Genomic DNA, 20358 nt, shown 5'->3' with positions numbered 1-20358 from the left:
CGAACGGCGCTGGCTCCCGCCGTAGCACCAGTCGACCACCCTTTACAGCGCGCCGATGTCGCGGAGTTTCTTCAGCACCGTGCCGTCGGGTTCGCCGGTTTCCGGCAAGCGGTAGTGCTTCTGGAAATGCAGGATCGCGGTGCGGGTGGTCTCGCCGGCCACGCCGTCGATGCTGACATTGCTGTAGGCGATGTTGCTCAGGCCCTTCTGGATCTGCATCACCATCGTGACGTTGGCAACGGGATCGGCGCCCGGCTTCTTGGCCGGCGTCATGGCGGCTGTCCTGACGGAGGCGGTCCTGACGTCCTTGTCGGAGTTCATGATCGCGGCCGCGACGGGGTCTATGGCGGCAGCCTTGGAGTTGAGGTCGGCCGGCGGTCGTTCGACCGGTACGGCGATGCCGGGCTGGAGGTCGGGCTTGATGTCAGCCTTCAGGGCTGCCAGCAGGTCCGGGCTCGGCTCGCCCGTCTGCTTCAGGCCCGCGGATTGCTCGAAGGAAAGGATGGCTGCCGTGGTGCGGGGACCGATGACGCCGTCGGCGGCGCCCGTGTAGAGGCCCCTTCTCACCAGTTCGCTCTGAACCTGCGCTACGATCGTCGTCGGCGCGGCACTGGCAGCGGCCGGGGCTGCGGCAACCGCCGTCGCATCCGGTCGTTCGATGCGGAAGGTCGTGGTGTCGGCGGGCTCGCGCTGGGTGACGGCGAAGGGCTTGCGGCCGGCAAGTGCATAGGGCGATGCCGGGTCGCGCGTGCGGAAGAACGGCGACGGGTGGCTGCCCGGCTGGTACCAGAGCGCATTGGTGGCAATGAAGCTGAAGATCACGGCGAAGGCCATGGCGCCGCCCGCGGTCGAAGGGTAGCGGCCGATGACGCCGCCAAGAGCGCTGGCGCCGCGCAACGACGCAGTGCCCAGAAGCCCGGCGCCGCGCAGACCGAGGGTGCCGACGGCCACCGCGCTGCGGGACGCGAGCCCGGACTGCTGCCGCTTGCCCTTTCCCTTAGGCGATTTTCGCTTTCGCGTGGCCATTGAACGCTTCCTTGCTCTCTATGTCGGACTGCTCCACTGCGGATCGGAGGCGCGGTGGAAACTCCACCGGCTGCTGGTCTTGTGCCGTTTCTGCCGCCGTGCCGTCAAGCGGCACGAGGATTGTAATCACAGTTCCGTAGCCCGGCGTGCTGGCGATGCCGAAGCTGCCGCCATGCAGCGCCACCAGGCCCTTGACGAGCGACAGGCCGAGGCCGGTGCCCTCGTAGCGGCGGGAATGGTCGCTCTGGATCTGCACGAAGGGCTGACCGAGCGTGGCCAGCCGGTCGGCGGCGATGCCGATGCCGGTGTCGCTGACGCAGATCTTCAGCATGTCGCCGGCCTCCGTCGCATCGACGGTGACGGCGCCGCCGGCATCGGTGAACTTGATGGCGTTGCCGACGAGATTGATCAGCACCTGCTGGATGGCGCGCTGGTCGGCGACGACTTCGGGCAGGCCGCGCTGGATGCGGCTGGTCAGCGTCAGGCCCTTGGCCTTGGCCTGCAGCGACAGCATCGCCTCGCAGGACCGGATGGCCGATGCGATAGAGAAGGGCTCGACGATCAGCTCGTAGCGGCCGGACTCGATCTTGCTCATGTCGAGCATGGCGTTGACGACGGACAGCAGATGGGCGCCGGAATCGCGGATCAGGCCGACATATTCGCGCTGGCGGTCGTTTTCGAGGCGACCGACATATTCGCCGGCCAGCATATCGGAAAAGCCGAGGATGGCGTTCAGTGGCGTGCGCAGTTCGTGGCTGACGGCAGCAAGGAAGCGCGACTTGGCGTCGTTGGCGGATTCCGCTTCCGCCGCCTTGTGGGCTGCCGCGTCATAGAGCTTGCGTTCGCGCCCGATGTCGCGCGCCTGGGTGACGATGTCGCTCAACTGGCCATCGGCATCGCGGCGCGCAGTCATGTCCAGGCTGATATGGACGAACTGCTCGCCTTCGACCGTGCCTGTGGGTCGATCGAGGCGCAGATGGATCGAGGTTGCGTCGGTCCCCTGGCGCAGCATGTCGACGGCCTGGAGGAGGAGGATGCGATCGGAAACATGGACCTGCTCGAAAAAGCCACGGCCGAGCGCCGGGCGCATCCAGGCCAGGAATTCGGCGCGGTCGCGGCCGCCGACGGTGGTGACGACGCCATGGGGATCGAGAAGCATGACAAGGCCAGCCGCAGCCTCGAGCATGAGTTCCTGACGCTGGACGACTGCCGGCATTTCCAAGGGCACGGGCTTCTGGCGCGACAGGGCAATGCTGCCGACGGCCGAGAACAGGAAGGCGGCGCAGACGGCGGCAACGCCGACCGGAAGGGCTACGGCAGGGGTGGTGACGAAGGACAGGCCGAAGGGCACGGCCACGAGCGCCAGCGACGACAGCGCCGCCACGCGCCGCAGGATCGTCAGCTCCTCGCCGCGCACCTGTCCGTTTCCGGAGGTCCTCGACAACCAGCTGCCGGCTGCCCGGTCCACGAGGGCGATTGCCCTGTCAGCCATTTTACTCAATACGCGCACACCAAAATCCGCACTAAAAGGCGTCTGTTTCTGGCCGGATAATAGGACCGGCGCGCTTAAGGAAAGGATAAGTCAAAAGGCGCAATCCACCGCCGAAAAGCCCGAAAATCCCATTTTGGCGCACCAAAAGGATGCATCGGTTTTTATCGTTAACAGGGGGTAAGCGATGGATTTCGCTGCTTTTTCACTCAAGCGTTAAGATTTGCGGCGGAGCCGGCCGCCGCAACCCCCGGGATTAGCGGGTGATCGGCCGGGACATGCTTAACGGCGGCCAGGACAATTTGACTTAAATGTGGGTAAAATGCCGATATGAGGCATTTGAACCAAATTCGCCTCAAACGCTTTCTAGTTTTGAAAAGCGATGTCAGCATCTGCCGACTAGATTTGTTTCAACCGGGGAAACCGGATCGATTCGGCCTCAAGACCGAACGAAAACAGGATGGGCAAAACGATGTGGTTTCTGATCAAGACAGCGTTCTGGTTCTCGCTCGTGCTTATACTCCTGCCGGTGTTCAGCTCGCAGAGCAGCAACCGCACGCAGAGCAACCCGCAGGTGCAGGTGTCCGATGCTGTGACCGCCGCCACCGGCGCCTTCCAATATGTAACGTCGCTGTGCAGCGAAAAGCCCGATATCTGCGTCAAGGGCGGCGAGACCTTCACCGCGCTCGGCTACCGTGCCCGCGAAGGCGCGCTGGTTGCCTATGAGATGATCGACCGCCAGCTTTCCGGCAAGCAGAGCGACAAGGTGGCCGAAGCCGCAGCGCCGTCCGATGAGGCGATGCAGCCGATGCCGCCGAAGCTTGCCGCAACAGGCGACAATGCCGACAACGTCTTCACCGGCACCATCCTGCATGTGCCCGTGCCGATGCGCCGCCCGGTGCTCTGAACCTCACGCCCTTCCGGCGCCTTAAAGCGCGCCGCCGACCCCTTTTACCAAGCCGTGCCGTGCCTGCCCTGTAAACGATCCAACTCGACGCCGTGTGGAACCCTTCCGCACGGCGTTCTTTTGTTGCGGCGGGTTCAAATCCCGGGCTCCATGGCCTATATGGCAAACCTAACGACACTGGACCGACGCCATGAGCAGCCTTGAGAAGATCATCGAAGACTTCACCTTTCTCGACGACTGGGAGGATCGCTATCGCTATGTGATCGAGCTCGGAAAGGCGCTGCCCGATCTGCCGGAGGAGCAGCGCACGCCTGCCAACAAGGTGCAGGGATGCGCCAGCCAGGTCTGGCTCGTCAGCCATAGCGAAGACGGCGCCAAGGACCCGGTCATGACCTTCGAGGGCGAGTCCGATGCCCATATCGTCCGCGGCCTGGTCGCCATCGTGCTCGCCACCTATTCCGGCAAGCATGCGTCCGAGATCGCCGATCTCGACGCGATCGAGGTGTTCGGCAAGATCGGACTGGTCGAACATCTGTCGTCGCAGCGCGCCAATGGGCTGCGCTCGATGGTCAAGCGCATCCGCGAGGAAGCCCAGGCAAGGCTCGCGGCCTGAGCCTGCCGCCGCCACGCTCGCCTGCCTCCTGAACGAATGAGGGCGTCAACCGCGCAATTGCGCCAGCAGCGCCGAGGACAGGCCCCGCTGTTGCGACAACAGTCCCCGCCGGCGGGCGGTCTCCTCGATGGCCCGGGTGGCGAGTTCATAGAGGCGGTAGCGGGCCGGGTTCTGCTCGACGCCACTGCCGTCCCTGACGTCGCCGAAGACCACCTGGTTGCAGCGCGGCAGCGAGGTGGAGGTGAAGCTGCGACAGGAAAGCGGACGAACCGGGTAGATCGAGCAGGCGCCTTCGGCATCGAGCAAGGCGCAGGGGCTGCGCGCCGCCATAGGATCGGCCGCGCTGGCTTCGACTGCAACCTTGGCTTCCAGTCGCACCACCACCTCGTCGCGCGCCTCAGCCGTGAAATGTCGCTCGACATAGGTGGCGATGGCTTCGGCAACGCCGGGCGGAACGGCGACGAAGAGATGGCAGCAGGGGCTGCAGCCCTTCGCACAGGCAAAGCGCGGCTGCCCGGAGAAATTGCCGCGCACCGTCTCGACGGCGGCATCCGAGATATCCATGGCCGCGAGTGCCGCACTCTCCATGTCCGGACTTGTCTCGAGGGCCTCGAGCAGGACGGCGTAAAAATCCGCAAACATGCCGTCGTAGCGCTGGCTCACCATCCGGGTCAGCTCGCCGACGGTGGCGATATCCTCGATGACGCGCGATCTGGCCTGGTCTTTATCCATCTGTGCAGAGACCTATCGAAGGGAAGCAGCGGGCAAGGCCGGCGAGCGGCTCTGTCTCATCGGACTAGCGCCTAGCCAGCCTCTTGTCGAGATGGCGGCGAGACAGCGACCGCTTCGTTCCGGGCGAGAATTGATGAAGGCGCGACGGAAGCCTTCGCTGGCTCGCCGTTCCCTCCCCCGGGCCGCACGCAACCGCGCCCGATGGAATTCCGTCGGCCTGGAACTTTACAACCTTTGGGCACTTAAACTGCGATCAAACGCAGAAATAGATCGACTTGGTTGCCCACAAATATGACGCATCCGCTGAGCATTCGGACCTGAAATACGCTTCCGATCACCGCATCCTGCTTTCCACTGGCGTTCCTGTCTTCCAATGGGACAGGTCGGAGACCGGACTGCGCATCCTATGGCCATTCCGGGCGATATCCGTCCGCGCCCCAGTGGTGAACTCCGCCCGCTTTCATCGGACGCGGCGGATGATAGTGCCGTGACAGCGCCAGCAGAGCGGTGCGCAGCATCAATTTGGCGGAGCGCGCCGGCCATTGTCTTTCCCGCTCGACGGTCGCCAGCCCTTTCATGAAGCAGCAGATATCGAGCGCCACGCCGGAAAGCTCCGGGCCCATGGCAGCGGCAGCGCGGTTTACGGCGGCTCGGGCGGCCATGGCGCTGTCGGCTATGTCGGACATGCCGCCGCGCCCTCCCTTGCCGGCGCTCGACAACCTCGGCTCCCAGGAGGCCGTGACGCGGGGCTGCATCTGCCCGCGGGTGAAATCGGCCGCCAGTTTCTCTCCGGCAGCCAGAGCCTCCGGCGGCAGAAAAGCCGATCCGTTGCGGTCCTTCAGTCGCGCCAGGGCGGCCAGCGGCGATTCCGACTGGTCCAACCGCACGGCCTGCCTGATGCCCTCGACCTCGACCGTGGCATCCACGATATCGGCATGCTGCGACAGGAACACTTCCTCCGCCTCCGCCGCCGCGCGCCGCAGAAAGCCCCTGGCCGCCGGCAGCAGTGTCAACATCCTGCGGGCGCCTCGGGGCATTGCCGACGAGGCCTCGTCCGCCTCGGATTCCCCCGCGGAAACGAGCCCCGCCTCCAGAGCCCGGTCCAGCAGTGCGGGCACCACCGGATGCCGACGCCCGTCGGCTGCCTCGAGCGTCACGCCTTCAGGCCCGGAAATCATCGCCGCACCTCGTCCGATGAAGCGCAGCAGCTTCACCAACATCTTGTCTTCTTTCACACCCCTACTCATCGACGCCGACCTCCCCGAACAGGAAGACGGATACGGCCAGGCGCTCCACGGCATCGACGAAGCCGTCATAGGCCTTGTCGTCGCGGCGATCCTCGACGATCCGCAGCGAATAGGTCACCGTGCTGCGGTCGCGTCCGAAGGCATCGGCGATGTCGGAAATCGGGATCTGCAAGGCGACGTGGCAGACATACATGGCGATCTGCCGAATGTGCCACAGGGTGCGTCGGCGATCGCGCCGATGCAGCGCGCGCTCGGCCACGAGGTCGGCGATCTCGCCGGTCATCCGATTGACGATGCGGCAGGTATTGCGCACCGGCAGCCAGCCCTGCGGCTGCTGCAGCGCCGTCGAGGATGGTGTAAGCGGGATCGGCAGATTGGCATAGGTTGGCGCGGGGGGGACGGGATCGAGTGACATGTGAACTCCTTTTTTAGGAATTTATTCACACTTCGATCTTGAGCGCAAGAGGCCCGCTATTTGTGCAGGATGTCAACATCCCTTGATAAATCGATACTTTCCCAGAAATACCCCCGATTTAAATGGGATTATTTTCCTTATTTCATATCGATTTCCCATAAAAAAACCGGGCGCCAGGCCCGGTTCTTGTCGTTGCGATCTGGCTGCCAGCCTCAGCGGGTGCGCTTGCGGCGTTGGCCGAGACCCATTTCCTTGGCCAGGCGCGAGCGCGCTTCGGCGTAGGCCGGGGCGACCATGGGGTAATCGGACTGCAGGTCCCACTTCTCGCGGTAATCTTCCGGCGAGAGCGTGTGATGCGTCATCAGATGGCGCTTCAGGGATTTGAAGCTGCCACCGCACTCGAGACATGTGATCTGATCGTCCTGAACAGACTTGCGGACCGAAACGGCCGGCTTCTGCTTTTCGACCACCGCCGCAGCGGGGACCGGCACGGACGTGCCACTAAGCGCGGAATGCACATCCGAAATGAGATGTGCGAGGTCACTGACGGGGACCACGTGATTGCTCACATAGGCCGCAACGATATCGGCCGTCAGTTCAACCAGTAGATCGGCGCCGGTACCAAGAGCCGCGTCTGTCATTCTTATTCTCCTATTAGCTTCTACAGAGAAACGCCGCTTCCGACGTGTCTCAGTTCGGGTCAACGCGCCGCCGTCATCGCTCTCAACCACGGTTAAACGTGACATCAAAAACAAATCTCGGTTCCAGGCCTCGGACGTGGCACGCCCTCCCAGAATCAGGAGGAAGCCACTCGACGCCTATCAGTGCATCTAGAAGCCACCAGTCATAAAACTTTTCATAAGAAAGCTTAAGCATCAAGGGCGTCTTCATGAGTTCAAATCAACGTCACAAGGTGACTTGCAATGAATTAGCATCGTCAGCCCGAAAGTCCAGTCACCGAGAGCAATAATTCTTCAACCAGTTTTCAACCAAACCAGTGACCGTTAACGCATTAATACTTCCGAAATTCAACTTCAAGAAAAATGACCGATCGGTAAAATGGAACATCAGTTGCATTATTCACAAGCGGCCAAGCAACTCGCTTAACGCGCCAGCACCCACCGCGAACAGGTAAGCACGGCTATTAGTTGCATGCGAATAAATGCCCTGCGCAAGTACCTTCCGTCAAGCCGGAATTGCATCGCGTCGCCAGTAGGCCGCAAGTCGAGCGGCTTCATCTCGCACAACAGCGTCGTCGTCCTTTCGCGACCAAAGAAACGGGCGGCCCGAGGGAAGCAACAAATTGAAATTCCACGCGGAAGCAGCGGTAACTAACGGCGACAACATGGACTTTGAAAGGTCGGAGGCTGCCCGTCGAATGGCATTCGGCGGTCGAACTACTGCGAAACCCGCAGTTCCATGCAGGTCAGATCCAGCCAGCGGCCGAACTTGATGCCGACCTCGGAAAAGGTCCCGACGGTGCGAAAGCCCAGCTTCTCGTGCAGGCGGATGGAGGCAGCGTTCTGCGCCTCGATACCGGCTATCATCACATGGATGCCGCCAGCCGCCGCACGGGCGATCAATGCGCGCATGAGTTGCTCTCCGATCCCGAAGCCACGCGCGTCTTTTTCGACATAGACCGAATGCTCGACCGTGTGGCGATAGCCGTCGAAGGCCCGCCAATCGCCGTAGGACGCGTAGCCTGCGACCTTGCCGTCACGCTCGGCGACCAGCACCGGATAGGCCTTGGCGGTGCGCGCGCTCCACCACTGGCGCCGGTTGTCGACATCGACCAGCGTCTCGTTCCAGATCGCCGTGGTGTGCTCGACGGCATGGTTGTAGATGTCGCGAATGGCGGCCAGATCGGCCTCGACGGCGTCGCGCAGAAGGGTTGGGGCGGTCACGGCAAACTCCTTTTCCCGAGGTCGACGGGGATACGCCGCCAGTCCAAAAAAGTAAATCGACCGATCTTGCATAGCTGCAACGCCGGTGGCGCCTCCTTAGGCGGTTAATCAGATTAAATTTTCAAGACAGCAGGATTTCCTTATGGAAATGCGCTAATCAATGGGCACCCGCTGATCCCGCCTTTCGGAAAACGCATGTTGCCGCCTCTTGTGACCGCTCTCTTCCTGTCCGCCGTGTCGGCATTTTCCGTGGCCGAAGCCCGTGCCAGCGAGTGGTGGCCCTATGACAACCCGCACTTCGGCTACAGCATCGAACTTCCCCCCGGCTTCGGGACGACCGTTGTCTCGGACCGCAAGGACGGACTGGCCCTCGCGCCTGCCGACCGATCGGCAACATTGCTGGTCTTTGCCACACCGGGACTGGACAGCAGTTTCTCCCGGGAGGCCGAAACGCGGCTGGCTCTGGCCAAGCAGGATGGCTGGCGGGTCTCCTATTCCAAGATGACGCCGCAGGGCTTCAGCTACACCGGCGTACGCCGCGAGCGAATCGTCTACGGGCGCGGCGTCGCGCTGTGCAACGGCGCATCGGCCTTTTTCCAGATGGATTATGCCAAGTCGGACATGCAGCGCTACGACGCCGTCGTCATGCGGCTGGTGCGCAGCCTAAAGAGCACCGCGAAATGCGTCGGCGGCGGCACCAAGCAGCCATTCAGAAATTCGCTGGCGGCGACGGGCTGAGGCAGATCAGCACTGCGGAATAATGCACGGCGGCGGCGGTCACCACGAAGCCGTGCCAGATGGCATTCTGGAAGCGCAGCTTTTCCCAGACATGGAAGATCACCCCCAGCGAATAGACGATCCCGCCGATGACGATCAGCAGCATCGAGGCAAAGGGAATGCGGGCTGAGACCGGCTCGGCCACCAGCACGCCGCTCCAGCCCATCGCCAGGTAGAGCAGGATTGCCAGCCTGTCGTAGCGGCCGGGAAAGCAGCATTTCAACAGGACGCCGAGGGCAGCGAATGCCCAGATGGCGACCAGCATGACGCGCAGCAGCGGATCGTCGGCGCCGCGTTCGAGGAACGGCGTGTAAGTGGCGGCGATCAGCACGAAGATCGCCGAATGATCGAAGCGCCGCAACATCCACTTGGTCCGCGAGACCGGCCAGATATTGTAGGAAAAGGACATGGCCAGCGCCAGCACGAGGCCTGCGCCGTAGACTGCGGCGGCGAGGATCTGGCCATGCGAATTCCACTGCGCCGCATGGAAGACCAGCACCACGGCACCGATCAGCGCCAGCACGACGCCGATGCCGTTGACGATGCTGTCGGCAATGATTTCGTGCCTGTCATAGGCCCAGCGGATGCCGTTGAACTCCGTCATGGAGGATTGTCCGTCGCTGTTGGCGATAACCGATGGTGCCATTTTGTGCGGATGCGAGCAAGTCTTGGGCGAGAGCCAAGCGGCAGCCGCCTGCCTCACACCTCGCGCAGCGCCCGCCGGAGGATGAAGTTTTCATGCCGTTCGCCATCGAGTTCGAAGTCGAGGGAGCCCTGGCGCTGGAAGCCGTGCCGGTCGTAGAAGCCGATGGCATCGGCATTTTCGTGATTGACCGACAGCCATACGGACTTGCGACCGCGCCGACGGAATGCGTCGAGCGCCCGCAGCAGCAACTGCGTGCCGATGCCCCGGCGCAGGAAATGCGCCTGCACATAGAGTGTAGAAATTTCGGAATGGACGCTGTCATCCGTCGGGCATGGCGATGAAAAGTCGAGGCGAACATAGCCAACCAGATGCGCGTCGGCCTCGCACAGGATGATCATCTGGTTTTGATCGGCCAAAACCTGCCGGAATTTGTCAGTCGTGAACTCGGACAGAACGTAATTCGACAGCACGCCTCTGATGCCGCGCTTGGCGTAGGTGTGGAGCCACACTTGCACGGTGAGCGCAGCAAGGTTTGCTGCATCGGCCGCGCCTGCCTGGCGAAACTCCATGGATGCCCTCCGTTGCGGCTTCAAGCTCCGTCCAGCATAGGGCGAGCGGACGGCGGTAACAATCCTGCTGGTCGGTTGGGGCGAACTGGCTGGTGGACGAAGGCCTTCACTAGACCCACGGCCAATGCTGTGCTCAGCCAGACCCGCCCCCCTCTGCCCTGTCGGGCATCTCTCCCACAAGGGGGGAGATTGGCTGGGGCACCATCGCCGGCCTCAGGGGCTGCTGTGGGGTAGCTTTTGGGTCGTGGGGCTCGTGGCTGATCCCCCCCCTTGTGGGGGAGATGTCGGCGTCGCCGACAGAGGAGGGTGGAGCCGCGCGCTGGAGGCATGTGGGGAACGATCGAGTGCCGCCGCAGCGACGGGCGTCTTGCGCGCCGTGGCGGCGCGATCGAAACGCCCGAAACTCCCGCAAATCGCGCCTATTTCCGCTCGACCAGCACCGAACATTTGGCGTGGCGGACGACGCGGTCGGCGGTGGCGCCGAGGAAATAGTTGGAGAGATCAGGGACGTGGGAGGAGACGATGATGAGGTCTGCGGCGGCTTCCGCGGCGGTCTTCAAGATGGTGGCCGCCGGCGAGCCGGCGCGGATCTCGATCACCGCTGCAATCTCCAGTCGCTCACAGAGCTCTTTCAGCTTGCCTCGTGCATCGTCGATGGCCTCCGCGACGTAGTCCTGCGGCAGGTCGATGATGAGCGCTGCGGTGAGATCTTCCACGACGTTGAGGACGATGATCTCGCCGCCGGTCTCGAGCAGGGAGGCTGCCCGGCGCAGCGCCGGTTCGGCTTTTTCCAGCGCCGCCATGTCGATTGCCACGATTATCTTCCGGTACATGCCAGCTCTCCCTAGGAATGCGCGATGGGTGATGCGCGATGCGCGACGATGCCACCCTAGCGATGACCGGACATCCGGCCGTTGATCGAAGTCAAAGCTTCATCGTCAACAAGGGGTGCACGCTTCATCCTCAGAAACCTATCTTCTGTGAACGGTCGATATCGGCCATAAGGATAGGATGGAAGAGCGGCGCGCGGACAACGGCCGCCGGGAGCGGCTTTGTGCCGGACCCGGCCGAGGTTGCGCCGGCTGGACCAATCAATGCAGAGGCAGGAGACCAGCATGACAGACACCGCACCGTCCTACGCGCTGACCCGACCCGCCTATGTCGGCCAGTCGCATCTCGTCGTCCGCGACCTGCCGCTGGTTTCTGGCTTCTATCAGTCGATGCTGGGACTGACGCCGATCGAGAAGACCGCGAGCGGCGAAGTGCTGGGCGTCCATGGCAAGCCGCTGCTGCTGCTGACGACGGACAAGGCGGCAAGGACGGCGCCGCGCAATGCAGCAGGCCTCTTCCACACGGCCTTTCTGCTGCCCGATCGCAACGAACTGGCGCGCTGGCTGCGCCATGCCGCCCACAGCAATGTCCAATTGCAGGGCGCATCCGACCATCTCGTCAGCGAGGCCATCTATCTGGCAGACCCGGAAGGCAACGGCATCGAAGTCTATGCCGACCGGTCGCACGATATCTGGAAGCTTCACCAGGATGGCATGGTCGAGATGGCGACGCTCGCGCTCGACCTGCAAAAACTCTACGAAAGCGCCCCGCAGGATCGCTGGGAGGGCATGGCCGGGGGTTCGGCGATCGGCCACATCCATCTGCAGGTCGGCAATATTCCGGAAGCCGATGCCTTCTATCGCGATGTGCTCGGGCTCAAGATCATGGCCCGCTATCCCGGCGCCAGCTTCTTTGCCACCGGTGGCTACCACCACCATGTGGCCGCCAATATCTGGAACAGCCGCGGCGCCACCGCCCGTACCGCAGGCATGACCGGCCTGTCCGACTACACGCTGCGGTTCAACGACAGGACGGCGCTGGATGCCGCCGTTGCCAAGCTCGACACGCTTGAGATCGCCCATGACAAGCGCGACGGCGGCGTCTCGCTCCGCGACCCCTGGGGCATCGGCCTGACGCTTACCGCCGAAGCATAAACCTCAGGGAAAAGGCTGGCTACAGCCCGAAGCAGCCACGATCTTCCCCGAGCCCTATAGGCCCGCTTATACGCGTCGGTTGAGACCGGAGCTCCGCGGCCAGTTGCCATTGGCAGCAGCCCAATCTGGCGCTGAAACTGGCTGCAACCACCGCCCCCCACAGGGCCGGAACCCGGACGCCATTTGCGCGTTATGGCTGTGAGGCGCTGGGGCTTCCGGAACAGTCACAAAAATGGGCATTGCCAACGGTATACGTAAGCAGACTCGCAAGATTGCGATCGAGCGTGAGATGCGATTGAGCAGCTGGGCAAATTCGCTGAAGCAAGCGACCGAGCAGATGGATGGCGGCGCGCCGATGCGCCGGGTGGAGAAGGATGGCCTCGACGTCGCCTCCGCCTGGGCGTTGATCGGGATCTTCCTGCTGATGGCCGGCGCCGGCATCTACTTCATGTCGATCATCCTCATCCCCGTGACGCTGGCGATTGTCGTCGGCATGATCCTCGGCCTGGTGGCGGAAAAGCTCAGCAAGCTCGGCGTGCCGCGCATTCTCAACGCCGTGCTGCTGTCGAGCTCCGTGGCGCTCATCATCTTCCTGATTATCAACGGCATTGCCGGTCCACTGGCTGCCCTGGCAAGCCAGGGTCCCGACCTCATGCAGAAATCGATCGACCGCGTCATGCCGTTCATCGAGAAGATCCACTGGCTGCACATCACGCCGAAGACGTTCGAGAGCGGACCGATGTCGGCCGGCGCCCTGCTTGAAAACACCGGCAGCATCCTGCATGTCGTCACCAACAACCTGACGCCCGCCATCGTCCAGGGGCTGGTGTTCTTCGCGGCGCTGCTGCTGTTCCTTGCCAGCCGCGTGCATCTGCGCCGCGCCATCATCATGGCCTTCACGGGCCGGCCCGAGCGGCTGGCTGCGATCCGCATCATCAATGCCGTCGAGCAGGTGCTCGGCTATTATTTTGCCACCGCCTCGCTGATCTATGTCGGGCTCGGCGTGATCATGACCGCAATCGCCTATTTCGGCGGCCTCGGCATGCCGCTTCTCTGGGGCGTCTTCGCCTTCCTGTCGAGCTTCGTGCCGTTCCTCGGCATCACGCTGATGACGCTCGCCGTGGCAATTGCCGGCGTGCTCGGCAGCGACAGCATCTTCATCGGCCTGATACCGGCTGCGATCTTTTTCCTGGTTCATCTGACGATGGAAAATCTGATCTTCCCGGCCGTCATGGGGCGGCAGCTGGAACTCAATCCGTTCATCGTCTTCGTCGCCATCATCTTCTGGACATGGATGTGGGGCGCTGTTGGTGCTATGCTCGCCCTGCCGCTGTCGCTGATCGTCATGACCATCATCAACGAGTTGTTTGTCGAGGAAAAGCCGCAGCCGCAGTTGCCGTGACGCGTTTGTGAAGCCGGCCCCGCGTGGAGTACGACGTCCCATGACCATCGATCCGCTGTATTACGAACCGCAGAAATCCGACAGCCCCAAGGGGCGCTCACCCTTCGGCCGGATGGCGCTGCAGCCCTGGTACAACCCGCTGCGCGAAGACGTCTCCGTCGATGTCGCCATTGTCGGCGGCGGCATCAGCGGTGCGCTGATCGCCGAACACCTGACGGCGCGCGGCTACTCCGTCGCCATTGTCGATCGCGACGAGGCAAACCTCACAAGCACGGCCGCAAGCACCGCCATGCTACGGTGGGAAATGGACACATCGCTCTCCGACCTTTCGTTCCATCACGGCTTCGAAAAGGCTTCGGCGCTCTACAAGCGCAGCGTTGTCGCCGTGTCCAGTCTCGGCAAGCTGATCGAGCGGCTGAACATTGCCTGCGGCTTCCGTCGCCGATCCAGCCTCTATCTCGCCAACAGCCCCGGCGGCGCCCGCGAGCTGCAGCAGGAGGCGGCGCTGCGCAAGCGGGCCGGCCTGCCGGGCGACTATTTTTCGCATCCCTATCTGATGACAGAATTCGAGATCGAACGCGATGGCGGCATCCTGTCGCCCGGTGCGGCCGAGGTCGATCCGCTGCTTTTGTCCTGGGGGTTGCTGTCGGTGGCCGCCGATCGCGGAGCGCTGCTGGTCAAGGCCACTGTCACCAGGATCGAGGCGGATGCCAGTGCAACGACGATTGCGACCGAGGGCCGGCATGTCATCCGGGCGCGAAATGTGGTGCTTGCCACCGGGCATGCCATGCCGGGCGTGGCCATGCCAAAGGCGCACCGCGTGACCTCGAGCTGGGCCATGGCCACCGTGCCGCAGCATCCGGGCAGGCTCTGGAGGGACCGGACCTTCCTCTGGGAAGGCAGTCACCCTTCCCTCTTCGTGCGGACCTCGGAAGACAACCGCATCATCATCGGCGGCGAAGATGAAGCGATCGGCACGCCGGCGCTGCGCGACGCAAAGACAGCGGAAAAAGTGGAAAGCCTGCGGGAGAAACTGCAGCGGCTATGGCCGCAGGCGGATACATCTGTCGACTATCGCTGGGCCGGCACCTTTGGCGAGACCGAGGACGGATTGCCGATGATCGGTCCGGTGCCCGGAATGGAATCCGTGTTTGCCGCCTATGGCTATGGCCGCAACGGCATTGCCTTTTCCTTTATGGCAGCGCTGATGATCGGCGCCTTCGTCGCGGGAGAGCGGCGCAGCTGGTTCGACGATTTCGCATTGGACCGCGAGGCGCTGCCCTATCGCGGCTTCAGCGCCGCCCTGCCGCCGCAGGCACGGAGCCTGCAGGCCTAACGCCGTCATTTGCGGCAAGCAGGGATGCCGCAGCGTTAGGCTTCCCCTCTCTGGACGCCATGAGGGCTGCGAAGCGATTAGCGCGCGGCCTGCTGCGTGGTGTTGTCGTCGCCCTTGGCTGCGAAGTCCTCGAGGCGCACGAACTGAACGCCCTTTGCCTTCATGTCGAGGATGCCCTTGACCACGCCCTCGCCGGAGGCGTGGGTGGGCTGGTTGATATGCGAGATCAGCACGTCGCCGTCGCGGGCCGAAAGATATTGCTTTTCGACGGCGGCGGCCGGCAGCGATGCACCAGAATCCCCATTGATCGAATAGCCCGCCACTTCGAAGCCGAGGGCACGGATCTCGGCAATCGCCGAGGCATCGTATTTGGCGGTGGCGCCGCGGAACCAGCGGGCCTTCGGAATGCCGTGCGCCAGCATCGCATCTGCACCACCCTGCACTTCCCTGGCAACGGCGTCAGGCGAGCCGGCGGCGGGAATGCCATAGACCAGGGTCGGACGATCGACGGCGGGAATGTGGTTCAGCCCATGGTTTTCCAGTTCGAACAGATCGGAGTGGGCCAGCATCAGCGCCAGCGCCTCGGGATTGGTGCGCAGCCAGCGGGCAGTGACGAAAATAGTGGCCGGCACCTGCTGATTGATCAGGGTATCAAGGATGCGCATGTCGGTCTTGCCCATGCAGGCATCGAAGGTCAGCGCGACGCGGACGGCCGGCTTGCCGGCCTTCAGCACATGCAGATGCGGCTCGACCAGCTTGGTTGGCGCACCGGCGGGCGCGCCCTTCGGCGCCGATGGCACAGTCGGTGCCGTTGCCAGCGCCGCCGTCGAGACCGGCGCCGGGGCTGCCGGGAGAGTGGTGTTGGCCGCCATGGCCACCGGAACGGCGGCAAAGAGGGCCGCGGATGTGAAAAGCAGACGGATCATCAAAGCAGCCACCGGAGCAAGGACAGAGATAGAGAGCGCCGATGCGCCCCGCCCTGCCATCCGACGGAAGGAGGACGGAACTATGGCCGGCCGGCCTCCTTTATCGCTGATATCGGCGAAATCAAATCCTATTCCGCCTTCGGTGCCCGGCATACGCTCGTTGCGCTGCTGGCCTCAACCTGTAATGCGCGTGGCAGTATCCGACCCTTACCATGGGCACGGGGCCGTCAGGCCTGCCCCTGCCCGCGCGGCATCAATCGTAGAGGTAATGCTTCTGCCAATCGTCCTTCGGCACCTTCTCGCCGATCTGGAAGCTCAGCGACTTGACGTCGATCTGTTCCGGGCCGGTCTTGCAATCGTAGTTGAGGTGGTACCATTCGCCCTTGCTGCGGAAGACCGCGCCGGGCGCCTTGATCGTGTCTGCCGTCATGGCAGGGTCGCCGAAGGTGTAGGCGATGACCTTGTCGGGATGATACTCCTTCTCCGCACCGATGCGCTTCATCGCCTCGGTGTCGCAGCTCTGTTCCAGGCGTTCGGCGGGGTCGAGCTTTTCCAGCTGCTTCTTGATGGCGGCATCGACGGCAAAGGAGGTCGTCGCGAGGCAAACGGCGGGGATCAGCACGCCGATGAATTTCAGCATAAAAGGCACTTCCTTGGTTCAGTTCAGACCAGAAATGGCGATGGAACGCGCAGATGCGCGGCCGACCGCCGATTCACATGTTTGTAACATCGCGTGATCTGTCTGAAATAATGTGGTGACATCATGGCGAGCGGGGCTGAACCTTGCCATTCCCCACCGCCAATCGCGCAATCGTTACGACCTCGCCGGCGAGCCCCTACCGACAAGGCGCTTGATCCGGCACCGGCCGGTGTCTATCTCTCTGTCACCTCAGATCACCAGAAAGCGAGCCCACGTGTCGATATTCAAGTCCCTGCCGACAGCCCCCGTCGCCCCGAAACGCCCGGTGTCCGACACGCGCCACGGCATCACCCGGACCGACGACTACGCCTGGCTCCGGGCCGACAACTGGCAGGCAATGTTCAAGGATCCGTCGATCCTCGACGCCGACATCCGCAAGCATCTGGAGGCGGAAAACGCCTACATGAACGCGGCCATGGAGGACACCAAGGACATCCAGAAGGTGCTGTTTGCCGAGATGAAGGGCCGCATCAAGGAGGACGACTCCTCGGTGCCTGTCAAGGACGGTCCCTATGCCTATGGCACGCTGTTCGTCACCGGCGGCGAGCAGCCGCGCTATTTTCGCGAGGCGCGCGACGGCGGCGAGCGCACCCTGATGCTCGACGGCGACAAGGAAGCGGCCGGCAAGGGCTATTTCCGGCTGGCCGGTCTCGACCACTCCGTCGATCACGCTTTCGGCATCTGGGGCTATGACGACAAGGGATCGGAATATTTCACGCTGAAGATCCGCGATCTCGCAACCGGCGAGGACCTCTCCGATGTCGTCGAGAACACTGGTGGAGGTGGCGTCTGGGCGCCCGATGGCAAGAGCTTCTTCTATTCGGCCCTCGACGAGAACCATCGTCCCTCGAAGGTCTTCCACCACATCGTCGGCACGCCGCAGTCGACCGACCGGCTGGTCTACGAGGAGAAGGATCCGGGCTTCTTCATGGGCGTCGGCGGCTCGTTGCTCGACGACTACATCTTCATCGACATCCACGATCACGAGACATCGGAATATCGCATCCTGTCGACCATGGACCTGATGGCCGAGCCGAAGCTGGTGGCAGCCCGCGAGGAAGGCATCGAATACGAGATAACCGAGGGCGGCGACGTCTTCTACATCCTCACCAACGACGACGATGCGCTCGACTTCAAGATCATGCAGGCCCCGGTCGCCACGCCGGAAAAGGAACACTGGACCGAGGTCGTCGCCCACAAGCCGGGGACGCTGATCCTGTCGCACATGGCCTTTGCCCGCCATCTCATCTGGCTGGAGCGCAAGGAAGGCCTGCCGCAGATCATCGTGCGCGACCGTGAGACCGGCGACGAGCATGCCATCGGTTTTGCGGAAGAGGCCTATTCGCTCGGCCTGCACGGGGCTGCCGAATACGACACCGACACCATCCGCTTCTCCTATTCGTCGATGACGACGCCGAGCCAGCTCTACGACTACAACCTGGTGACGCGCGAACGCACGCTTCTCAAGACCCAGGAAGTCCCCTCCGGCCACGATGCCAACGACTACATCACCCGCCGCGTCTTTGCGCCCGGCTGGGACGGCGTCGAGGTGCCGGTGTCGCTGCTCTACCGCGCCGACACGGTTCTGGACGGCACAGCCCCCTGCCTGCTCTACGGTTACGGTGCCTACGGCATGGCCATTCCGGCGAGCTTCAGCACCAATGCGCTGTCGCTCGCCGACCGCGGCTTCGTCTATGCCATTGCCCATATCCGGGGCGGCAAGGACAAGGGGTTTTCCTGGTACGAAGACGGCAAGATGGACAAGAAGACCAACACCTTCAAGGACTTCATCGCGGCCGCCGATTATCTGAACGAGAACAAGTTCACCTCTTACGCGAAGATCGTCGCCGAAGGCGGATCGGCCGGCGGCATGCTGATGGGCGCAATCGCCAACATGGCGCCTGAGAAATTCGCCGGCATCATCGCCGCCGTGCCCTTCGTCGACGTGCTCAACACCATGCTCGACGACACGCTTCCGCTGACGCCGCCGGAATGGCCGGAATGGGGCAACCCGATCGACAGCAAGGAAGAATACGACCAGATCGCCGCCTACTCGCCTTACGACAATGTCGGCGAAAAGCCCTACCCACCGATCCTGGCGCTGGGCGGCCTCACCGACCCCCGCGTCACCTATTGGGAGCCCGCCAAATGGGTCGCCCGGTTGCGTGAAAAGACCACCGGCGATGCGCCGATCCTGCTCAAGACCAACATGGACGCAGGCCACGGCGGCGCGTCGGGGCGGTTCCAGCGGCTGGAGGAGATCGCGTTCGAGTATGGATTTGCGCTGAAGGTGGTGGGGAAGATCTGAGGGGGCGGTGTTTTAAGCGGCTCTAACGACCGATATTCTTATCGGATCAGGACGCACCGGATTGGGCGACCAGCCTATCCGGTGTGCAAATCAGCTCTTGACGCTGCGCCCGCTTGAGTTGTATATATGTCTAGTGATGTGGTGGCAGGGTGTGCCCCACGTAAAAAACTGAAATACCCACTGACTGAGGTGGTGGTAGGGTGTGCCCCACGTTAAAAACTGAAATACCCGCTGACTGACAATAAAAAGGCCTTCGGGCCTTTTTTATTGCCGAGATTTTTCATGAAAATCATTAGAATAGTCAAACTCGAAGACGCGTTTTTCCGAGAAAACAACCATCTTATTGAAGCACTTCACAGTGGGACCGGCGGCGACGTGTCCGCAGAAAAGACACGTGGTTACGGGGTTGTGACAGTGCGGATTGAAAACGGCATGCTTTTCGGAATTCCGCTCCGTTCCCATATCACGCACCGTTCAGCATTTATTACCATTGGCACAAAAGGGCTGGACTATACGAAAGCGGTTCTCATCAGGAATGAAAACCATGTTTCTCGGGAGGCCTTCCACATCCCCCAAGACGAATTTGTTAAAATCGCCGACAGGGAACTTCACATTCGTGAAAAGTTCGAAAAATTTATCAAGAAATACATCAAGGGCGCCAACTCCGGTGACAGCAACATCCTCAGAGAGTATCGGTTTTCGACCCTTCAGAATTACCACCCAGAGCTCAAAATCGTCCCCCCAGCTTGAGATATCGCCAGCGTGCGGCGATCATAGGATTTTAGGACTGGGAGTATGGTGGCTGCCACACAACGGCTCCAAGACATGACCGTCTACGTCGCCCTTCTGCGCGCCATCAATGTCGGCGGCACCGGTTTATTGTCGATGGTGGACCTAAAGGCGATCTGCAGCGGGCTGGGGTTCGCCGATGTCGCGACCTACATCCAGAGTGGCAACGTGGTGTTCCGGTCGGCTCTAACCGAGACGGAGGTATTGGCGAGGCTGGAGGCAGCGCTTTGCGAACGGATGGGCAGGCCAACGGGCATGCTGCTGCGCGACGCTGCCGAGATGCAGGCGGTGGCGGGTCGCTCGCCCTTTGCGAACGCCGAACCGAGCAAGGTCCTGATCACCTTCCTGCCCGCGCCGCCACCCGCCGACGCGCTCGACCGGCTGGTGGCGCCGGGCGGCGAAAGGGTGGTCGTCACGGGCCGCGAGATCTTCATCCACTATCCCGACGGCTCAGGCCGCTCCAAGCTCAAGCTGCCATTCCTTGCGACCGGGACGGCGCGAAATCTCAATACGGTGCGCAAGCTTGCCGCGATGGCGGCAGCGGCCGAGGGGTAAGGTTGACCAGAGCCGCCGTGCCGCTTGTCGAC

The 20358-nt window shown here is 62.6% G+C and carries 21 protein-coding genes; 9 read left to right on the top strand and 12 right to left on the bottom strand.

All coding sequences use genetic code 11. From position 1 onward, the window contains the following. Window positions 1-42: 42 nt before the first annotated feature. Window positions 43-1026, bottom strand: a complete 984-nt coding sequence (locus VH564_RS02725; RefSeq protein ID WP_423338277.1) for a peptidoglycan-binding protein — start codon at window positions 1024-1026, stop codon at window positions 43-45. Then, the gene (locus VH564_RS02720) at window positions 998-2518 is read right to left on the bottom strand and encodes a sensor histidine kinase (RefSeq protein ID WP_423338276.1); all 1521 of its coding nucleotides are present in this window, start codon (window positions 2516-2518) and stop codon (window positions 998-1000) included. Before VH564_RS02720 ends, VH564_RS02725 begins: the two co-directional genes overlap by 29 nt. Before the next feature lie 469 nt (window positions 2519-2987). On the opposite strand from VH564_RS02720, the gene VH564_RS02715 reads away from it, so the two are divergent. Both VH564_RS02715 and VH564_RS02710 read left to right on the top strand, forming a co-directional pair. Continuing rightward, window positions 2988-3422 (top strand): DUF5330 domain-containing protein, encoded by a 435-nt coding sequence (locus VH564_RS02715; RefSeq protein WP_423338275.1) that lies wholly within the window; start codon window positions 2988-2990, stop codon window positions 3420-3422. A 190-nt stretch (window positions 3423-3612) separates the two neighbouring features. Further along, window positions 3613-4035 carry a SufE family protein gene (locus VH564_RS02710; RefSeq protein WP_423338274.1) on the top strand — a complete coding sequence of 141 codons (423 nt, stop codon included), beginning with the start codon at window positions 3613-3615 and terminating at the stop codon, window positions 4033-4035. A 45-nt stretch (window positions 4036-4080) separates the two neighbouring features. Here VH564_RS02710 and VH564_RS02705 read toward each other — a convergent pair whose 3' ends face one another. From VH564_RS02705 to VH564_RS02685, 5 genes are all read right to left on the bottom strand, one after another. Continuing rightward, window positions 4081-4767 carry a YkgJ family cysteine cluster protein gene (locus tag VH564_RS02705; protein WP_423338273.1) on the bottom strand — a complete coding sequence of 229 codons (687 nt, stop codon included), beginning with the start codon at window positions 4765-4767 and terminating at the stop codon, window positions 4081-4083. 404 nt (window positions 4768-5171) lie between these two features. Beyond that, on the bottom strand, window positions 5172-6014 hold the full coding sequence (locus tag VH564_RS02700) for a DUF6456 domain-containing protein (RefSeq protein ID WP_423338272.1): 843 nt from the start codon (window positions 6012-6014) through the stop codon (window positions 5172-5174). Beyond that, window positions 6007-6429 carry a helix-turn-helix domain-containing protein gene (locus tag VH564_RS02695; RefSeq protein WP_423338271.1) on the bottom strand — a complete coding sequence of 141 codons (423 nt, stop codon included), beginning with the start codon at window positions 6427-6429 and terminating at the stop codon, window positions 6007-6009. Before VH564_RS02695 ends, VH564_RS02700 begins: the two co-directional genes overlap by 8 nt. A gap of 212 nt (window positions 6430-6641) precedes the next feature. Further along, window positions 6642-7070, bottom strand: a complete 429-nt coding sequence (locus tag VH564_RS02690) for a MucR family transcriptional regulator (protein ID WP_423338270.1) — start codon at window positions 7068-7070, stop codon at window positions 6642-6644. A gap of 756 nt (window positions 7071-7826) precedes the next feature. Next, the gene (locus VH564_RS02685) at window positions 7827-8333 is read right to left on the bottom strand and encodes a GNAT family N-acetyltransferase (RefSeq protein WP_423338269.1); all 507 of its coding nucleotides are present in this window, start codon (window positions 8331-8333) and stop codon (window positions 7827-7829) included. 195 nt (window positions 8334-8528) lie between these two features. Between VH564_RS02685 and VH564_RS02680 the strand changes: the two genes are divergently transcribed. Then, the gene (locus VH564_RS02680; RefSeq protein ID WP_423338268.1) at window positions 8529-9071 is read left to right on the top strand and encodes a hypothetical protein; all 543 of its coding nucleotides are present in this window, start codon (window positions 8529-8531) and stop codon (window positions 9069-9071) included. On the opposite strand, the gene trhA is transcribed toward VH564_RS02680, so the two are convergent. The 3 genes from trhA to VH564_RS02665 all read right to left on the bottom strand — a co-directional run bounded on the left by trhA (window position 9043) and on the right by VH564_RS02665 (window position 11158). Next, entirely contained in the window at window positions 9043-9714 is a 672-nt protein-coding gene (gene trhA, locus VH564_RS02675; RefSeq protein WP_423338267.1) for a PAQR family membrane homeostasis protein TrhA, read from the bottom strand. The two genes, VH564_RS02680 and trhA, sit on opposite strands and share 29 nt — an antisense overlap. 95 nt (window positions 9715-9809) lie before the next feature. After that, entirely contained in the window at window positions 9810-10325 is a 516-nt protein-coding gene (locus VH564_RS02670) for a GNAT family N-acetyltransferase (RefSeq protein ID WP_423338266.1), read from the bottom strand. A 419-nt stretch (window positions 10326-10744) separates the two neighbouring features. After that, window positions 10745-11158 (bottom strand): universal stress protein, encoded by a 414-nt coding sequence (locus tag VH564_RS02665; RefSeq protein ID WP_423338265.1) that lies wholly within the window; start codon window positions 11156-11158, stop codon window positions 10745-10747. Window positions 11159-11440: 282 nt separating this feature from the next. Between VH564_RS02665 and VH564_RS02660 the strand changes: the two genes are divergently transcribed. The 3 genes from VH564_RS02660 to VH564_RS02650 all read left to right on the top strand — a co-directional run bounded on the left by VH564_RS02660 (window position 11441) and on the right by VH564_RS02650 (window position 15048). Next, on the top strand, window positions 11441-12310 hold the full coding sequence (locus VH564_RS02660) for a VOC family protein (RefSeq protein WP_423338264.1): 870 nt from the start codon (window positions 11441-11443) through the stop codon (window positions 12308-12310). 232 nt (window positions 12311-12542) lie between these two features. Continuing rightward, window positions 12543-13712, top strand: a complete 1170-nt coding sequence (locus tag VH564_RS02655; protein WP_423338263.1) for an AI-2E family transporter — start codon at window positions 12543-12545, stop codon at window positions 13710-13712. A 40-nt stretch (window positions 13713-13752) separates the two neighbouring features. Further along, the gene (locus VH564_RS02650) at window positions 13753-15048 is read left to right on the top strand and encodes an NAD(P)/FAD-dependent oxidoreductase (protein WP_423338262.1); all 1296 of its coding nucleotides are present in this window, start codon (window positions 13753-13755) and stop codon (window positions 15046-15048) included. 77 nt (window positions 15049-15125) lie between these two features. On the opposite strand, the gene VH564_RS02645 is transcribed toward VH564_RS02650, so the two are convergent. Next, the gene (locus VH564_RS02645; protein ID WP_423338261.1) at window positions 15126-15974 is read right to left on the bottom strand and encodes a polysaccharide deacetylase family protein; all 849 of its coding nucleotides are present in this window, start codon (window positions 15972-15974) and stop codon (window positions 15126-15128) included. 253 nt (window positions 15975-16227) lie between these two features. Beyond that, window positions 16228-16614: a DUF930 domain-containing protein gene (locus VH564_RS02640; RefSeq protein WP_423338260.1), complete on the bottom strand. Its 387-nt coding sequence runs from the start codon at window positions 16612-16614 to the stop codon at window positions 16228-16230. Between the two features lie 274 nt (window positions 16615-16888). On the opposite strand from VH564_RS02640, the gene VH564_RS02635 reads away from it, so the two are divergent. The 3 genes from VH564_RS02635 (at window position 16889) to VH564_RS02625 (ending at window position 20326) form a co-directional block, all read left to right on the top strand. Beyond that, a complete protein-coding gene (locus VH564_RS02635; RefSeq protein WP_423338259.1) occupies window positions 16889-18982 on the top strand; it encodes a S9 family peptidase in 2094 nt (697 codons plus the stop codon). Between the two features lie 282 nt (window positions 18983-19264). Beyond that, window positions 19265-19732: a type III toxin-antitoxin system TenpIN family toxin gene (tenpIN, locus tag VH564_RS02630; RefSeq protein ID WP_423338258.1), complete on the top strand. Its 468-nt coding sequence runs from the start codon at window positions 19265-19267 to the stop codon at window positions 19730-19732. Window positions 19733-19807: 75 nt separating this feature from the next. Next, window positions 19808-20326: a DUF1697 domain-containing protein gene (locus VH564_RS02625; protein ID WP_423338724.1), complete on the top strand. Its 519-nt coding sequence runs from the start codon at window positions 19808-19810 to the stop codon at window positions 20324-20326. Window positions 20327-20358 lie beyond the last annotated feature (32 nt).

It is taken from the genome of Rhizobium sp. HT1-10 (genome assembly GCF_049472505.1).
Classification (GTDB): Bacteria; Pseudomonadota; Alphaproteobacteria; order Rhizobiales; family Rhizobiaceae; genus Rhizobium.
The sequence above is the reverse complement of the archived record's forward strand: the minus strand, read 5'-3'. Positions and strand labels throughout refer to the sequence as shown.

What these genes read in the sequence shown, in the direction of transcription:
- trhA (WP_423338267.1), bottom strand. Translation starts at nt 9,714, where the DNA reads ATGACGGAGTTCAACGGCATCCGCTGGGCCTATGACAGGCACGAAATC.
- VH564_RS02700 (WP_423338272.1), bottom strand. Translation starts at nt 6,014, where the DNA reads ATGAGTAGGGGTGTGAAAGAAGACAAGATGTTGGTGAAGCTGCTGCGC.
- VH564_RS02720 (WP_423338276.1), bottom strand. Translation starts at nt 2,518, where the DNA reads ATGGCTGACAGGGCAATCGCCCTCGTGGACCGGGCAGCCGGCAGCTGG.
- VH564_RS02670 (WP_423338266.1), bottom strand. Translation starts at nt 10,325, where the DNA reads ATGGAGTTTCGCCAGGCAGGCGCGGCCGATGCAGCAAACCTTGCTGCG.
- VH564_RS02665 (WP_423338265.1), bottom strand. Translation starts at nt 11,158, where the DNA reads ATGTACCGGAAGATAATCGTGGCAATCGACATGGCGGCGCTGGAAAAA.
- VH564_RS02715 (WP_423338275.1), top strand. Translation starts at nt 2,988, where the DNA reads ATGTGGTTTCTGATCAAGACAGCGTTCTGGTTCTCGCTCGTGCTTATA.
- VH564_RS02650 (WP_423338262.1), top strand. Translation starts at nt 13,753, where the DNA reads ATGACCATCGATCCGCTGTATTACGAACCGCAGAAATCCGACAGCCCC.
- VH564_RS02660 (WP_423338264.1), top strand. Translation starts at nt 11,441, where the DNA reads ATGACAGACACCGCACCGTCCTACGCGCTGACCCGACCCGCCTATGTC.
- VH564_RS02705 (WP_423338273.1), bottom strand. Translation starts at nt 4,767, where the DNA reads ATGGATAAAGACCAGGCCAGATCGCGCGTCATCGAGGATATCGCCACC.
- VH564_RS02680 (WP_423338268.1), top strand. Translation starts at nt 8,529, where the DNA reads ATGTTGCCGCCTCTTGTGACCGCTCTCTTCCTGTCCGCCGTGTCGGCA.
- VH564_RS02725 (WP_423338277.1), bottom strand. Translation starts at nt 1,026, where the DNA reads ATGGCCACGCGAAAGCGAAAATCGCCTAAGGGAAAGGGCAAGCGGCAG.
- VH564_RS02655 (WP_423338263.1), top strand. Translation starts at nt 12,543, where the DNA reads ATGGGCATTGCCAACGGTATACGTAAGCAGACTCGCAAGATTGCGATC.
- VH564_RS02710 (WP_423338274.1), top strand. Translation starts at nt 3,613, where the DNA reads ATGAGCAGCCTTGAGAAGATCATCGAAGACTTCACCTTTCTCGACGAC.
- VH564_RS02625 (WP_423338724.1), top strand. Translation starts at nt 19,808, where the DNA reads ATGACCGTCTACGTCGCCCTTCTGCGCGCCATCAATGTCGGCGGCACC.
- VH564_RS02690 (WP_423338270.1), bottom strand. Translation starts at nt 7,070, where the DNA reads ATGACAGACGCGGCTCTTGGTACCGGCGCCGATCTACTGGTTGAACTG.
- tenpIN (WP_423338258.1), top strand. Translation starts at nt 19,265, where the DNA reads ATGAAAATCATTAGAATAGTCAAACTCGAAGACGCGTTTTTCCGAGAA.
- VH564_RS02640 (WP_423338260.1), bottom strand. Translation starts at nt 16,614, where the DNA reads ATGCTGAAATTCATCGGCGTGCTGATCCCCGCCGTTTGCCTCGCGACG.
- VH564_RS02695 (WP_423338271.1), bottom strand. Translation starts at nt 6,429, where the DNA reads ATGTCACTCGATCCCGTCCCCCCCGCGCCAACCTATGCCAATCTGCCG.
- VH564_RS02645 (WP_423338261.1), bottom strand. Translation starts at nt 15,974, where the DNA reads ATGATCCGTCTGCTTTTCACATCCGCGGCCCTCTTTGCCGCCGTTCCG.